Origin of the sequence: Pseudomonas aeruginosa (genome assembly GCF_001457615.1) — a bacterium.
GTDB classification, from domain to species: domain Bacteria; phylum Pseudomonadota; class Gammaproteobacteria; order Pseudomonadales; family Pseudomonadaceae; genus Pseudomonas; species Pseudomonas aeruginosa.
In genome coordinates this window covers 828161-842438 of record NZ_LN831024.1, presented here as the reverse complement: position 1 = coordinate 842438, position 14278 = coordinate 828161, and the positions used below count along the sequence as shown (strand labels likewise).

Sequence of the window (14278 nt, the reverse complement as noted above, 5' to 3'; positions counted from 1 at the left end):
TCAGCCCTTGTCGCGCTTGCGACACAGCCCCGCGGCCGGCGGGGCTTGCTTTACGAAACGCAGAGACGCGGGCGGAGGCTCAGAACCACTTGTCGTTGCGCTTGCGCCGCACCCTCAGCAGCGACGGCAGGATCAGCCCGGCGAACAGGCCGGCGCCGGCGATGCTGCCGCCGTAGACCATGTAGCGCATCAGCACCTGCTTGTTCTCGTCGCCCAGTTGCGCCTGCACCGCACGCAGGTCGGAGCGGGCCTTGCCGAGCTCGGCGTCCAGGTTGCTGCGCGCCGCCTGCAATTCGTCGATCAGCTTCTTGCGCGTGTCGAGGGTTTCCTGCATGCCCTGCACGCGGGTCTTCCAGGTGTCGTTGATGCCGTCCAGCTCGGCGGTCAGGGCGGCCACCTTCTGTTCCAGTTGCGGCAGGCGCTCGGCCTGGCCGGGAACCTCCTGCAAGTCGCGGCTGGGAATCCACACGGTGCTGCCGTTCTCGCCGCGCACCTGGCTGTAGTTGCCCTGGGTGCCAAGCAGCTCGACCTTCTGCCCGGAGGTGAGGGTGCCGACGATGCGATAGCCATCGGTGGGGCCGCTGCGCACGAAAGTGGTCAGGCTGTCGCTCACCCAGCGCGCGTTGCCGGTCGCCTCCTCGGCCTGCGCCGGGGCGCCGGCCGCCAGCAGGCCGCCGAGCAGGCAGGCTCCGATGACGCGGTTCTGGAACGGGGAAAGAGCGGCGGGGATGCGACGGGATAGGGACATGGCAATCTTCACATGGCGAGAGAACGAAACCCGCAAAGGGGAGCGAAAAAGCCGGCCAGTCGAATTGTTATGGACAAGCGCGCGACCGGGGCGGGGCTACCGCATGGCCAAGGGCCATGCGCCCGGCCCGGTTGGGCCGACGGCTGACAGACAGCGCTCGGGGCGATTGAGTTCACTCGTTTCCGCAGGAATGGATGGATGGTTGTAACAGCAGAATGCCAGGCCTGCCGACGGCCAGCGCTGCCCAGGCTGCGACCTGTCCGGATGATCCCCGGGGTACGACGGTATCTACGCCAAGGCAGAGGCTCCCTCGCCTGTACCACGTCCCACCGGTCGGATGGCGTGCTGCGATACAGCGGGCCCGTCAGGCGGCCAATCCGCAGGCGGTCACTCGCTCGCCATCGCCGCCAGGACGCGGCCGTCGCCGGCCCTTTCCATCATTCCTCTGCCAGGTGCCCGGCGAAGGTAGTGGCGCTGTAGCGCTCGCGGAACAGCCCCTTTTCCACCAGGCGCGGCACCACCTGTTCGAGGAACAGCCGCAGCGAGCCGACCGAGCCTCCCGGCGCGGCGATGAAACCGTCCATGGCGCCGGCGGCGGCCCAGTCGACGATCTGCTCGACGGCATCGTCCACCGTACCGATGACCTGCCAGTGCGCCGCGGAAACCACCTCGGGGCGCAGCAGCAACTGGTCCAGGCGTAACGTCTCGCGCTCGATCAGGCGCCGCAGCAGGTCGGTGTGGGTGCGGCTGCCGGGGTTGGCCACCGGCGGCGGCAGGTCGGCCGCGGAAATCGGCCGGTCCAGCGGCCAGTCGCTGAGGTCGAGGCCGAGCATCTGCCTGATCGTGGCGAACTTGCGCGCGCGGTCCAGGCGCGCGTGGGTCTGCATGAAGATTTCCCGCGCCTCCTCGCGGCTCTCCGCCAGGTACAGGCTGAAGCCCGGCAGCAGGCGCACGTCGCGCGGCGAGCGACCGTGGCGTTCGGCGCGGCGGGAAAGGTCGCGGCGCAGTTCCAGGGCAGCCTCCTTGTCCGGGGTCGGCGCGAACACCAGGTCGGCCACCGAGGCGGCGAAGTCGCGCCCGCTCTCGGAGGCGCCGGCCTGCACCAGGGGAATCCGCGCCTCGCCGAAGGCCGGCAGGTTGAGCGGTCCCTTGACCTTGAGGAATTCGCCGTCGTGGTCGACCGGGTGCACCCGGGAAACGTCGGCGTAGCGGCCGCTCTCGCGGTCGACCAGGAGTGCCTCGCGGGGGAAGCTGTCCCACAGGTCGTGCACCAGCCGGGTGAACTCGGCGGCGCGCGCGTAGCGCTGCTCCGCATCGGGCATCGCGTCCAGGCCGAAGTTCTCGTGGCCCTGCAGCGCGGTGACGATGTTCCAGCCGGCGCGGCCGTTGCTGATCCAGTGCAGCGATTGCAGCTGCCGGGCCACCACGTAGGGCGGATAGAACGTGGTGGAGACCGTCGACACCAGGCCGATCCGCGAGGTTTCGCGGGCGACCGCGGCAAGCAGTACGGTGGGATCCAGGCTGGCGAAGCCGGAGCCGGTCTCCAGCACGTCCAGTGGCAGGCTGCTGACGTCCGGGCGAAACACGAAGTCGAGGTGGGCGGCTTCGGAGCGCCTGGCGATGTCGACGGCGAAATCGCTGCCGAAGATGCCTTCGATATTGCTGTCGGGGCGCCGCCAGGCATCGCCGCTGAGCCAGGTGGGGGCCAGCGACATGCCGATGTGCAGGCGTTTCGGGGTACTCATCGTGCCAATCTCCTGTATGGGCTCTGGGGCTGGGCCGGCCCTGCGCGGGGCCGGCTTCTCGGGGCGCCTAGAAGGTGCCCTTGATGCCGATGCCGAGGGTCCGCGGCTGCGTCATGCTCGCCTCGATGCCGCCGATCCCCCGGTTTTCCTGCATGTAGGTGGGCGAGCGGTCGTCGAACACGTTCTTCACGTAGCCATAGAGCTGCACCTGGTCGTTGAAGCGGTAGCTGGCGCGGGCGTCGGTGAGGGTGTAGGCCTTGATCGAGTAGGCCTTGGTGTTGGCGGTGTCCGAGTAGTAGCCGTCCAGGTAGCGCACCTGGGCGTTCAGGTTGAGGCGCTCGGTGACGTCCCAGCTCGGTCCGAAGCTGAGGGTATAGCCCGGCGAGCGGGCGAACTCGTTGTGCTCGTAGCCGGTATTGCCGGACATCTCGTCGATCCGGGTGCGTAGCACGCCGGCGCTGGCCTTCAGCCGCAGGTCGTCGCGCAGGCGATAGTCGAGGTCCAGCTCCATGCCGTAGGCGTGGGCCTTCTCGGCGTTGATGGTGTACGACTGCGCCACCCCCGGCGAAACCACCACCGGGATGTTGTACTGGGCGTCCTTGAAATCCATGAAGAACAGGTTGCCGTTCAGCAGCAGGCGGCCGTCGAGCAGGCTGGCGCGGGTGAACAGTTCGTAGTTCCAGATGGTTTCTTCCTTGAAGTAGGCCCAGTTGCGGGTGGTCAGGTTGAGCGACACGCCGCCGGGGTTGTAGCCGCGGCTGACCAGGCCGCCGACGGTCCAGTCCGGGGTCGCGGCGAAGGCCAGGGAGACTTTCGGCAGGAAGGCCGAGAAGGTCTTCTGGTAGTCCAGCGGACGCGGCGCCAGCACCGAGTTGCCGCTGCGCTCGATGCGATCCTCCTGGTAGCGCAGGCCGGTGGTCAGGGTCCAGCGGTCGCTCAGGCGGTAGTTCAGCTCGCCGAACACACCGAGGTTCTTCTTCGTGTCGTCGAAGGCCGACAGCCCGCGCAGGTGCAGTGTCTCGTCGGTGCGGGTGCGGGCGTAGTAGACCCCGCCCATGCCACTGATCCGGTCCTCCTGCTCGCCGAAGCTGATCCGCGATTCGTTGGAGGCGTTCTTCTGGCGGATGTCGGCGTCGCCCTCGCCGCCCGCGCCGGTGGTGCGGTGCACCGAGGACAGCGAGTACTGCGCCTGGTTGAACAGGCGGATGCCGTTGTCGAGGTCATAGGCGACGTCGAGGATGCTGGTGTTGGTGTCCTGCTCCCAGCTGGGCATGGTGGTCGAGCGATGGTCGAGCTTGTCGAACGGGCGGGTCGCCGCTTCCTGGGTCGGACGGTTGCTGTCGTTGTGGGAGAAGGTGAACTTGCTCTCCAGGCCCGGAATTCCGCTGGGCAGCCAGAGCAGCTTGGCGCGCGCGTTGAGGGCGCGGAAGTCCTGGTCGGTGCCGCTGTCCTGGAACTTCGGGTTGTCGTAGTCGATGAAGGTGTCGCGGCCCGCGTAGTCCACCGCCAGGCGCCCGGCGAAGTCCTGCGCCAGCGGGCCGGACACTGCGATCGAGCTGCGCCGCGAATGGTAGCTGCCGATCTCCGCCTGGTAGGCAGCCTCGGGGCTGAAGGTCGGGTCCTTGGTGTTGACGATGATCGCCCCGGCGATGGCGTTGGCGCCCTGGGAGGTGGTCTGCGGGCCGCGGAACACCTCGATGCTGTCGACGTCCCAGACCGAGGTCGCGCCGAAGAACATCTCGTTGTAGTTCAGGTAGTGGCCATCGAGGTTGATCGTCGCCCGCGGCACTGTGCCGCCCCAGAACACGTTCTGCCCGTTGTTCGGGCCCTGGGTGTCCTGGCCGCGGATGATCGGCGCGCCCACCGAGTCGGTGTAGACCACGTTGGGACTGCCATTGATCACCTCGGCGACCGAGGCGTTGCCGGTCTGCTTGCGGTCGATGTCGCGGGCGCTGGTGAGCGATACCGAGGACGCCGTGTCCTTCAGCGAGCGTTCACGTTTCTCGCCGGTCACGACCAGCGCCTCGAGGGCGGCGGGTTCGTCCTCGGCGGGCGGGTTTTCCCGGGCCAGTGCCGATGGCGAGGCGAGCAGGGTGGACAGCGTGACGACGCCGATTCCCCGGTTGAGCGTGCGGTGCGTGCGGGCGTTCAAGGATCTTCTCCAAATGGGAATGACTCTCTTTTCCATTCAGGCTATCACGCCACCAGAACATTCCTCAATGGGGAATAGATTCCTCATTGCGAAATATGAAATCTCCTACACCCGTCCCTTCCGCGGCGCCCCACCGCCCCGGGGAATCGGTATCATGGGCGCCGCCCGCGCCACCGCAGCGCGGACCGAAGCCTATGGATCAACCGTGGTGAGGAGACCGAGCCGTTGAATACTTCGCAGCCCCCGGCGGACGAGATGCCGGACGCCCCGGGCGAAAAGCGCTCCGGCACCATCCAGTCGGTGTCCATCGCCGCGCGCTTCCTGAAGACCCTGGCCAACGCCGAAGGCGAACTGGCCCTCGGCGAAGTGGCCCGGCGCACCGGCACCGGCGGCTCCACCGCGCACCGCTACCTGCAGAGCCTGGTGAAGGAAGGCCTGGCCCGCCAGGACCCGCTCAGCGGTCTCTACGACCTCGGGCCGGCGGCGCTGAGCATCGGCATAGGCGCGCTGAAGCGGATCGACGCGGTGGATATCGCCGCCCGCCACATGAAGGCCCTGGCCCAACGGCATGCCGCCAGCGGCGGGGTGGCGATCTGGACCGAGCGCGGCCCGACCCTGGTGCGCTGGTACCGCAGCGCCTATTTCTCGATCAACCCGCTGGCCCTGGGCGATATCCTGCCCATCGACAATACCGCTTGCGGCCTGGTGTTCCAGGCCTTCCTGCCGAAGGCCGTGGTCGACGCCGCGCGCAAGCAGCAACCGGCGCACTTCCGCGGCAGCCCGCCGAGCCGCGCGCTGCTCGACGAGGTGCGTGAGCGCTGCTGGGCCGAACTGACCAGCCACCTGCTGTCGAATGTCACCGGCCAGGCGGCGCCGGTGTTCGACGCCCAGCAGGAGATCGTCTGCGCCATGACCACGGTGACCGATCTCGGCCAGTTGCAGTCGGCGGAAGACCGCGACGCGCTGTTCCACGAGGCGCTGCAGGTCAACCAGTCCACCGGTGGCCTGGTACTCCACCCCGGCATGCGGCCGCCGCCGCGCTGAGCCACCTCAGCCCGGCGCGTCGGCGGCGATCCCGCGCGGCACCAGCAGCGGCGTGCCGCTGACCGGGTCGGCGATGATCAACGAGCGCAAGCCGAACACCTCCTCCACCAGACGCTCGGTGAAGATATGCGCCGGCGCGCCCTCGGCGAGGATCGCGCCGTCACGCATGGCGATCAGGTGCGAGGCATAGCGGCAGGCCTGGTTGAGGTCGTGCAGCACGGCGACGATGGTGCGCCCCTGGCGATTCAGCTCGGCGAGCAGTTCGAGCAATTCGATCTGGTGGACGATATCCAGGTAGGTGGTTGGCTCGTCGAGCAGCAGCAACGGGGTTTCCTGCGCCAGCACCATGGCGATCCACACGCGTTGCCGCTGGCCGCCGGAGAGCGCATCGAGCGGTCGCTCGGCCAGGCCGTCTACCCGCGTGGCGCGTAACGCCGCCGCTACCGCGCGCTCATCCGCCGGCGACCACTGGCGCAGGAACGACTGGTGCGGATAGCGCCCGCGCGCCACCAGCTCGGCCACCGTGATGCCATCCGGCGCCAGCGCGCTCTGCGGCAGCAGGCCGAGACGCCGCGCCACTTCCCGTCCCGGCAGGCTGTGGATATCCCTGCCGTCCAGCACCACCCGGCCCTCGGCCGGCGCCAACAGGCGCGACAATGCCGCCAGCAGGGTCGACTTGCCGCAGGCGTTGGGCCCGACGATCACACTGAACGAACCCTCGGGGATGGCCAGCGAGAGATTCCGCGAAACGGTCCGCGCGTCGCGGCGCAAGGTCACGGCGTCCGCGTGCAGGCGATGGGTCATGGGAGGTTCCTGGATAAGAATGGCTCGAATATGTGGAATCGATTCTACATTATGGAATAGACTGCATGAGAAGCATTATCATATGAATCCGTCCGCCCGGCTTCCCCTACAGCGAAAACAGCCTTCATGCCGACCCGCCGCCGCTCCGCCCTGCCGTTACTCGCCCTCGCCCTGAGCCTGTTCGCCACCCTCGCCGCGGCCGGGGAGCCGAAGCCGGCGCGGATCGTCTCCACCACCCCGAGCGTCACCGGCATCCTGCTGGCGATGGACGCACCGCTGGTGGCCAGCGCCGCCACCACGCCCAGTCGCCTGACCGACGCCAAGGGCTTCTTCTCGCAATGGGCGAAGGTCGCCGACCAACGTGGCGTCGAGGTGCTCTACCGCAACCTGCGCTTCGACATCGAAGCGGTGATCGCCCAGGATCCGGACCTGCTGGTCGCCTCCGCCACCGGCGCCGACAGCGCCGCGCCATACCGTGCGGAGCTGGAGGCGCAGGGCGTACCGACGCTGGTGGTCGACTACTCGAAACACAGCTGGCAGGAACTGGCTACCGAGCTGGGCCGGCACACCGGCCTGGAACGCCAGGCGCAGGCCGCCATCCAGCGCTTCGACGCCTACACCGCCGAAGTCGCCGCGGCCATCGCGCCGCCGCAGGGCCCGGTCAGCGTGGTCGGCTACAACATCGCCGGCAGCTATTCCATCGGCCGCCAGGCCAGCCCCCAGGCACGCCTGCTCGAGGCCCTCGGCTTCCAGGTGGCGGAACTGCCGGAGGCGCTGGCGGGCAAGGTGACGCGCGCCTCGGACTTCCAGTTCATCTCGCGGGAAAACCTGCCCGCCGCCATCGCCGGCGACAGCGTGTTCCTGCTCGGCGCCAGCGACGACGACGTGCAGGCGTTCCTCGCCGACCCGGTGCTGGCCAACCTGTCGGCGGTCCGCGAAAAGCGCGTGTACGCCCTGGGCCCCAGTTCCTTCCGCATCGACTACTACTCGGGACGGCAGATGATCGACAACGTCGCCCGCCATTTCCGCTGAGCCATGCGCCCGTTCGCCGGAAGTCCGCTCATGCAGGCGTCCCCGATGCGCCGCCGGCGCCTGCGCGCCTGGGGCCTGCTCGCCGGCGCGCTGCTGCTCGCGCTGGCGGCCCTGGCCAGCCTGGCGCTGGGCTCGCGGCCGGTGCCCCTGGCGGTCACCCTGGACGCCCTGCAAGCCGTCGATCCGCACGATGATCGCCACCTGGTGGTACGCGAACTGCGCCTGCCACGCACCCTGGTGGCGCTGCTGGCCGGCGCGGCGCTGGGAGTGGCCGGCGCGCTGATGCAGGCGCTGACGCGCAATCCGCTGGCCGAACCCGGCCTGCTGGGGATCAACGCCGGCGCGGCGCTGGCGGTGATCGTCGGGGTCGCGCTGTTCGACCTGGCGAGCATGGGCCAGTACCTCGGTTGCGCCTTCCTCGGCGCCGGCCTGGCCGGCATCGCCGTATTCCTTCTCGGCCAGGCCCGCGAGACCGGCACCAACCCGGTGCGCCTGGTGCTGGCGGGTGCCGGCTTGTCAGTGATGCTCGCCTCGCTGACCGGGATCATCGTGCTGAACGCCCCGCCGGAAGTCTTCGACCGCTTCCGCCACTGGGCCGCCGGCTCGCTTTCCGGCAGCGGCTTCGCCCTGCTCGGATGGCCGGGCCTGGCCATCGGCGCCGGGCTGGCCGCCGCCTTCGCCCTCGCCGCCAGGCTCAATGCCCTGGCCCTGGGCCAGGAGATCGGCCGGGCGCTCGGCGTCGACCTGCGCCTGACCTGGCTGCTCGCCTGCCTGGCGGTGATGCTGCTGGCCGGCGCGGCGACCGCCCTGGCCGGGCCGATCGCCTTCGTCGGCCTGGTCGCCCCGCACCTCGCGCGACTGCTGGCCGGACCGGACCAGCGCTGGATCCTGCCTTTCTCGGCGCTGATCGCCGCCGGCCTGCTGCTCGGCGCCGACATCCTCGGGCGGCTGCTGGCGGCGCCGGCGGAGATCGCCGCCGGAATCGTCGCTTTGCTGCTCGGCGGACCGGCCTTCATCGTCCTGGTCAGGCGCTTCCGCCTGAGCCGCCTGTGAACGGTCTCCACGCCCTGCGCCTGGGCTCCCTGTCGCTGCGTTGGCGGCCACGGGCGGCGCTGGCCTGCGTGGTCCTCGCGGGGGTCGGGCTGGCGCTGGCGGCGGCGCTGCTGGGGACCGGCAGCCTGGCGCTGGGCCCGGCAGAGGTGTTCGCCAGCCTGCTCGGCCAGGGCCAGGACCCCACCGCCCAGCGCATCGTCCAGCGCGTACGCCTGCCACGGGTGCTCACCGCCTGCCTGGTCGGCGCCGCGCTGGGCATGGCCGGGGCGATCTTCCAGTCGATCTCGCGCAATCCGCTGGGCTCGCCCGACGTCATCGGTTTCACCACCGGCGCCGCCAGCGGCGCCATCGTGCAGATCATCCTGTTCGATGCCGGCCCGCTGGCCACCTCGCTGGCGGCGCTGGCCGCCGGCCTCTGCACGGCGCTGGCGGTGGTGCTGCTGGCGCGCCGGGGCGCCACCGCCGGCGGCTACCGCCTGGTGCTGGTGGGCATCGGTGTCGGCGCCAGCCTGTCGGGCCTGAACAGCCTGCTGCTGGTCACCGGCAACCTCGACCAGGCGATGTACGCCCAGCTCTGGCTGGCCGGCTCGCTGAACACCCGGACCTGGTCGCACGTCGTCCCGGCAGCGCTGGGCCTGCTCGCCAGCGTGCCGCTGGCGCTGTACCACGGTCGTCGCCTGGAAGTGCTGGAGCTGGGCGATGCCAGCGCCGCCCAGCTCGGCGTGGCGGTGGAGCGCGTGCGCTTGCAGATGGTCCTGGTCGCCGTCGGCATGACCGCCATCGCCACCGCCGCGGCCGGCCCCATCGCCTTCATCGCCCTGGCCGGCCCGCAACTGGCCCGGCGCCTGACCCGCTCGGCCGGGGTGCCGTTGCTGTCCGGCGCATTGATGGGCGCGGTCCTGCTGCTGGCCGCCGACCTGCTCGGCCAGCGCCTGGCATACGTCGCCAACCTGCCGATCGGCCTGATGACCGGCCTGCTCGGCGGTTTCTACCTGCTCTGGCTACTGCTGCGCAGCCGCCGGATCTGAGCCCCGGCCTCAACGACCGCCCAGGCTGCCGCCGCCGTCGACACCGATCACCTGGCCGGTGACGAACGAAGCGCCCTCGCTGAGCAGGAACTCGATCAGCGCGGCCACTTCGTCCGGCCGCCCGAGCCGCTGCATGGGGATGGTCGAGAGAATCCGCCGTTCCTCCTCGCCGCCGACCGGGCGGGTCTGGCGGAACAGCTCGGTCTCGATCGGCCCGGGCGCCACCGCGTTGACCGTGATGCCCAGCGGCGCCAGCTCCAGCGCCCAGGTGCGAGTCACCCCGACCAGCGCGCTCTTCGCCGCGGCGTAGGCGGTGCGTTCGCGGGCGCCGTGGATCGCCCGGCTGCACAGGTTGACGATGCGGCCCGCCGGCGAACGCTTGAGCCCCGGCAGGCAGGCCTGGGCAAGCTGCACGGCGACCCGCACGTTGAGGTCGAAGACCTGTTGCAGAGCGGCCAGGTCGAGGTTCTCCAGGCTTTGCGGCAAGGCGATCCCGGCGTTGTTGACCAAGGCATCCACGGCGCTTTCCGAGAGCAATCCGCGCAGCGTCTCGGCGGTTTGCGCAGGATCGGCCAGGTCGCAGCACAGCAGACGCCCAGGAAAGTCGTCGCTGGCATGGCGGGCGATGCCCACTACACTCCAGCCGGAGGCCGCCAAGCGCCTGGCCAGGGCCAGGCCGATGCCACGGGTGGCGCCGGTGACCAGCGCGGTACGATGATTCGTCATGACGATTCCCCTGTGTGAAATGGTCCCCCCGACGCCGCACCTTACGCCTCGCCGGCGGCCGGCGACAGCCCGCGGACGTTCTCCGACGCCGCGCTTCGGCGGCAACCCCAGACACTGGCCAGGACCTGCGAGGCCGTTGCCGCGCCCCGCCAGGGAAGCCGCGAGCGCCGGCCAGGATGTACACTGCATCCCCTGTATCGACCCGGCCGCCTCGCGGCCCCCGTCGCAGCAAGCAGAGAACAAGAGGAACGATGATGAGCGTCGCTAACGGTCTCCCCGTCTCCATTCGCCAGGCGGTGACAGCATGATCGAGGTCACCGAGGTTTCCATCGCCGAGCTGCGTGACGCGCTCGAGTCCGGTCGTACCACGGCGGTCGAACTGGTCCAGGCCTACCTGGCGCGGATCGACGCCTACGATGCACCCGGCACGCCCACCGCGCTGAACGCGGTGGTGGTGCGCAATCCCGATGCGCTGGCCGAAGCGCAGGCCTCCGACGCCCGACGGGCGCGTGGCGAGCCCCTCGGTCCGCTGGACGGCATTCCCTACACCGCCAAGGACAGCTACCTGGTCAAGGGCCTCACCGCGGCTTCCGGCAGCCCGGCGTTCAAGGACCTGGTGGCCCAGCGCGATGCCTTCACCGTCGAGCGCCTGCGCGCCGCCGGGGCGATCTGCCTGGGCAAGACCAACATGCCGCCCATGGCCAACGGCGGCATGCAGCGCGGCGTCTACGGCCGCGCGGAGAGCCCGTACAATGCCGCCTACCTCACCGCGCCCTTCGCCTCGGGGTCCTCCAATGGCGCCGGCACCGCCACCGCGGCCAGCTTCGCCGCCTTCGGCCTGGCCGAGGAAACCTGGTCGAGCGGGCGCGGCCCGGCGTCGAACAACGGCCTGTGCGCCTACACCCCTTCGCGCGGGGTGATCTCGGTGCGCGGCAACTGGCCGCTGACGCCGACCATGGACGTGGTGGTGCCCTATGCGCGGAGCATGGCCGACCTGCTGGAAATCCTCGACGTAGTGGTCGCCGACGATCCCGATACCCGCGGCGACCTCTGGCGCATGCAGCCCTGGGTGCCGATCCCCAAGGCCTCCGAGGTACGCCCGGCGAGCTACCCGGCCCTGGCCGCAGGCGCCGAGGCCCTGGCCGGCAAGCGCTTCGGCGTGCCGCGCATGTTCATCAACGCCGACCCCGATGCGGGCACCAGCGAGTCCCCCGGGATCGGCGGCCCGACCGGCCAGCGCATCCATACCCGGCCCTCGGTCATCGCCCTCTGGGAACAGGCGCGCAAGGCCCTGGAAGCCGCCGGCGCCGAAGTGATCGAGGTGGACTTCCCGCTGGTGTCGAACTGCGAAGGCGACCGACCCGGCGCGCCCACCGTGTTCAACCGCGGCCTGGTGTCGAAGGAATTCCTCCACGACGAGCTGTGGGAACTCTCGGCCTGGGGCTTCGACGACTTCCTGCGCGCCAATGGCGATCCGAAGCTGAACCGCCTGGCGGATGTCGACGGCCCGCAGATCTTCCCCCACGACCCCGGCACCCTGCCCAACCGCGAGGGCGACCTGGCCGCCGGCATGGACGAATACGTGCGGATGGCCGAGCGCGGCATCAAGCCCTGGGACCGGATCGCGACCCTCCCCGATGGCCTGCGCGGCCTCGAGGAAACCCGGCGGATCGACCTCGAGGAGTGGATGCGACGCCTGCGCCTGGACGCCGTGCTCTTCCCCACCGTCGCCGACGTCGGCCCGGCGGACGCCGACGTCAACCCGGCCTCGGCCGACATCGCCTGGAGCAACGGTGTCTGGGTCGCCAACGGCAACCTCGCCATCCGCCACCTCGGCGTGCCGACGGTCACCGTACCGATGGGGGTGATGGCCGACATCGGCATGCCGGTGGGCCTGACCTTCGCCGGCCGCGCCTACGACGACTCGGCGCTGCTGCGCTTCGCCGCGGCCTTCGAGTCGACCGGCTCGCGGCGTATCGTGCCGCCGCGTACTCCACCGCTGGCAAGCAAGTGAAAGGCGCGGGCGGAAGGCTTCGCGTCTTGCGCCCACGCTCTTCCGTTCAAGGGAGTTATCGATGCAGCGACTCTTCGTCTACGGCAGCCTCGGCCCCGGCCGTCCCAACGAACACCTGATGCAGAAGATCGGCGGGCAATGGCAGGCGGCCAGCCTCCGCGGTCGCCTGCTGGAAAAGGGCTGGGGTGCCGGGATGGGCTTTCCGGGCCTGGCGATCGACGCCGACGGCGAGGAAATCCACGGCCATGTGTTCGTCTCCGACCGCCTCGCCGAGCACTGGCCCGCGCTGGATGAATTCGAAGGCACCGAATACCGGCGCGTGGCGACCCGGGTAACGCTGGCCGACGGCGCCCAGGTCGATGCCTACGTCTACGCCCTGCGCGACTGAGCGCTTGCCGGCGGCCTAGGGATTCGCACGCAAACCGCGCAGGGTCTTCGCGAGGACCCCGACCGCCGCCTCCAGCTCGTCCGTGGTGTAGGCGGCGAAGCCCATCAGGAAACCCGCTCGCGGTGGCGCGGCGAGATGCAGGGCGCTGAGCCCGACCAGCTCGACACCGGCGCGGTATGCCGCCGCGATGGCGCGCGTTTCGTCGATTCCCGCGCAAAGCAGCCCGGGCATCTGTAGCCCGCCGGCCGGCACGCGCGGCTCGACCAGGCCGCCCAGACGCTTGCCCACCCGCTCCGCGAGGAATCCCAGGCGCTCGCCGTAGAGATTGCGCATGCCGCGCACATAGGCGCCGAAATGGCCGCCGGCGATGAAGCGCGCCAGGGTCAGTTGCGCCAGCGAGGCGTTGTGCCCGTCCTGCAGGGAGCGGGCGACGGTCATCGGCGCCACCAGCGCCGGCGGCAGGACCATGTAGCCGATGCGCAGGCCGGGAAACAGCGACTTGGTGAACGTGCCGATGTAGAGCGTCCGCTCGTGGGCGTCCAGGCCTTGCACGCAGGCGGTGGGCCGGCCGGCGTAGTGGAACTCGCTGTCGTAGTCGTCCTCGATGATCCATGCCTGCTGCCGCTGCGCCCATTCGATCAGCGCCAGGCGGCGCTCCAGCGACAGGGTCACGCCGGTCGGGTAATGGTGCGACGGGGTCAGGCACAGCGCCCGCGCCGCCTGCGGCTGGGCGAGGATCGGCTCGGGCCGCAGGCCCTGTTCGTCGACCGGGACCGGCAGGCACTCCAGGCCTGCGGCCTCGAAGGCCTTGCGCGCGCCGTAGTAGGCCGGGTCCTCGACGAATATCCGCTCGCCGGCGTCGAGCAGCACGCTGGCGCAAAGACCCAGCGCCTGTTGCGAACTGGTCAGCACCAGTACCCGGTCGGCCGTGGCCCGTGCGCCACGCTCCAGGTTGACGTAGTCGGCGATCGCCTGGCGCAGCGGTTCGGCACCCTGCGGGTCGCCATGGGTCAGGGCGCGCGCGCCGTATTCCTTGAGGACCTGGCGCTGCAGGCGCTCCCAGGTCGCCAGGGGAAAGGTGCGGGTCTCCGGCACGCCGGGAGCGAAGGGGCGCGGGACGAGCTGCTCGCGAACCCCGCCGCCAGCCTGCATCGCCTCGCCACGCCGGCTCAGTCGCGGCGCGCCGCCGCCCCGTCGTGGAGCGCCCGCGCCGCGCCGGCCGGGGGACAGCCGGGTAGCCGCGGCGACCACGCTGCCGCTGCCGACCCGACGCTCGATGAAGCCCTCGGCATGCAGGTGCGAATAGGCCGCTTCGACGGTGTCGCGGGATACCCCCAACGACTGCGCCAGCGCCCGCGAGGCCGGCAACGGATTGCCCGGCGCCAGCGCACCGTCGAGGATCAGTTGGCGGATCGCACGCTGGATTCGCGCATGCAGCGGCAGGGCCTGGAGCTGTGGATGGAGGAGGCGCGCCTTGACCGACTCGAGCAGTGACTGCCTGAACAAATGGTCTGCCCTCGATTATCTAATTGGTGGGGTATGGC

At 70.2% G+C, this 14278-nt stretch carries 12 protein-coding genes; 6 read left to right on the top strand and 6 right to left on the bottom strand.

Translation table 11 applies throughout. The features are described from left to right. Positions 1 to 79 precede the first annotated feature (79 nt). The 3 genes from AT700_RS03940 to AT700_RS03930 form a co-directional block, all read right to left on the bottom strand. Entirely contained in the window at positions 80 to 748 is a 669-nt protein-coding gene (locus tag AT700_RS03940; RefSeq protein ID WP_003104779.1) for a TIGR04211 family SH3 domain-containing protein, read from the bottom strand. A 437-nt stretch (positions 749 to 1185) separates the two neighbouring features. Then, complete coding sequence (locus AT700_RS03935) at positions 1186 to 2493, bottom strand: NtaA/DmoA family FMN-dependent monooxygenase (protein WP_003104777.1); 1308 nt, start codon at positions 2491 to 2493, stop codon at positions 1186 to 1188. Between the two features lie 67 nt (positions 2494 to 2560). Further along, a complete protein-coding gene (locus tag AT700_RS03930) occupies positions 2561 to 4645 on the bottom strand; it encodes a TonB-dependent receptor (protein WP_003093526.1) in 2085 nt (694 codons plus the stop codon). Between the two features lie 255 nt (positions 4646 to 4900). On the opposite strand from AT700_RS03930, the gene AT700_RS03925 reads away from it, so the two are divergent. Next, the gene (locus AT700_RS03925) at positions 4901 to 5689 is read left to right on the top strand and encodes an IclR family transcriptional regulator (protein WP_003119004.1); all 789 of its coding nucleotides are present in this window, start codon (positions 4901 to 4903) and stop codon (positions 5687 to 5689) included. Positions 5690 to 5695: 6 nt separating this feature from the next. Here the strand turns inward: AT700_RS03925 and AT700_RS03920 are convergent, their stop codons facing one another. Further along, positions 5696 to 6493, bottom strand: coding sequence for an ABC transporter ATP-binding protein (locus AT700_RS03920; protein WP_003093530.1), 798 nt, complete (start codon positions 6491 to 6493; stop codon positions 5696 to 5698). Positions 6494 to 6619: 126 nt separating this feature from the next. Here AT700_RS03920 and fepB point away from each other — a divergent pair, with 126 nt between their 5' ends. The 3 genes from fepB to AT700_RS03905 are packed head-to-tail and all read left to right on the top strand — an operon-like array spanning position 6620 to position 9606. Then, positions 6620 to 7525 carry a Fe2+-enterobactin ABC transporter substrate-binding protein gene (gene fepB, locus AT700_RS03915; protein ID WP_003093531.1) on the top strand — a complete coding sequence of 302 codons (906 nt, stop codon included), beginning with the start codon at positions 6620 to 6622 and terminating at the stop codon, positions 7523 to 7525. Positions 7526 to 7555: 30 nt separating this feature from the next. Beyond that, positions 7556 to 8578, top strand: a complete 1023-nt coding sequence (locus AT700_RS03910; protein ID WP_003118181.1) for a FecCD family ABC transporter permease — start codon at positions 7556 to 7558, stop codon at positions 8576 to 8578. Then, positions 8575 to 9606 carry a FecCD family ABC transporter permease gene (locus tag AT700_RS03905; protein WP_048520772.1) on the top strand — a complete coding sequence of 344 codons (1032 nt, stop codon included), beginning with the start codon at positions 8575 to 8577 and terminating at the stop codon, positions 9604 to 9606. Before AT700_RS03910 ends, AT700_RS03905 begins: the two co-directional genes overlap by 4 nt. 9 nt (positions 9607 to 9615) lie before the next feature. On the opposite strand, the gene AT700_RS03900 is transcribed toward AT700_RS03905, so the two are convergent. After that, positions 9616 to 10332 carry an SDR family oxidoreductase gene (locus AT700_RS03900; RefSeq protein ID WP_003101310.1) on the bottom strand — a complete coding sequence of 239 codons (717 nt, stop codon included), beginning with the start codon at positions 10330 to 10332 and terminating at the stop codon, positions 9616 to 9618. Between the two features lie 304 nt (positions 10333 to 10636). Between AT700_RS03900 and AT700_RS03895 the strand changes: the two genes are divergently transcribed. Both AT700_RS03895 and AT700_RS03890 read left to right on the top strand, forming a co-directional pair. Further along, entirely contained in the window at positions 10637 to 12346 is a 1710-nt protein-coding gene (locus AT700_RS03895) for an amidase (protein WP_003101313.1), read from the top strand. A 61-nt stretch (positions 12347 to 12407) separates the two neighbouring features. Then, complete coding sequence (locus tag AT700_RS03890; RefSeq protein ID WP_003093540.1) at positions 12408 to 12734, top strand: gamma-glutamylcyclotransferase family protein; 327 nt, start codon at positions 12408 to 12410, stop codon at positions 12732 to 12734. 15 nt (positions 12735 to 12749) lie between these two features. Here AT700_RS03890 and AT700_RS03885 read toward each other — a convergent pair whose 3' ends face one another. After that, a complete protein-coding gene (locus AT700_RS03885; protein ID WP_003101316.1) occupies positions 12750 to 14240 on the bottom strand; it encodes a PLP-dependent aminotransferase family protein in 1491 nt (496 codons plus the stop codon). Between the last annotated feature and the right edge of the window lie 38 nt (positions 14241 to 14278).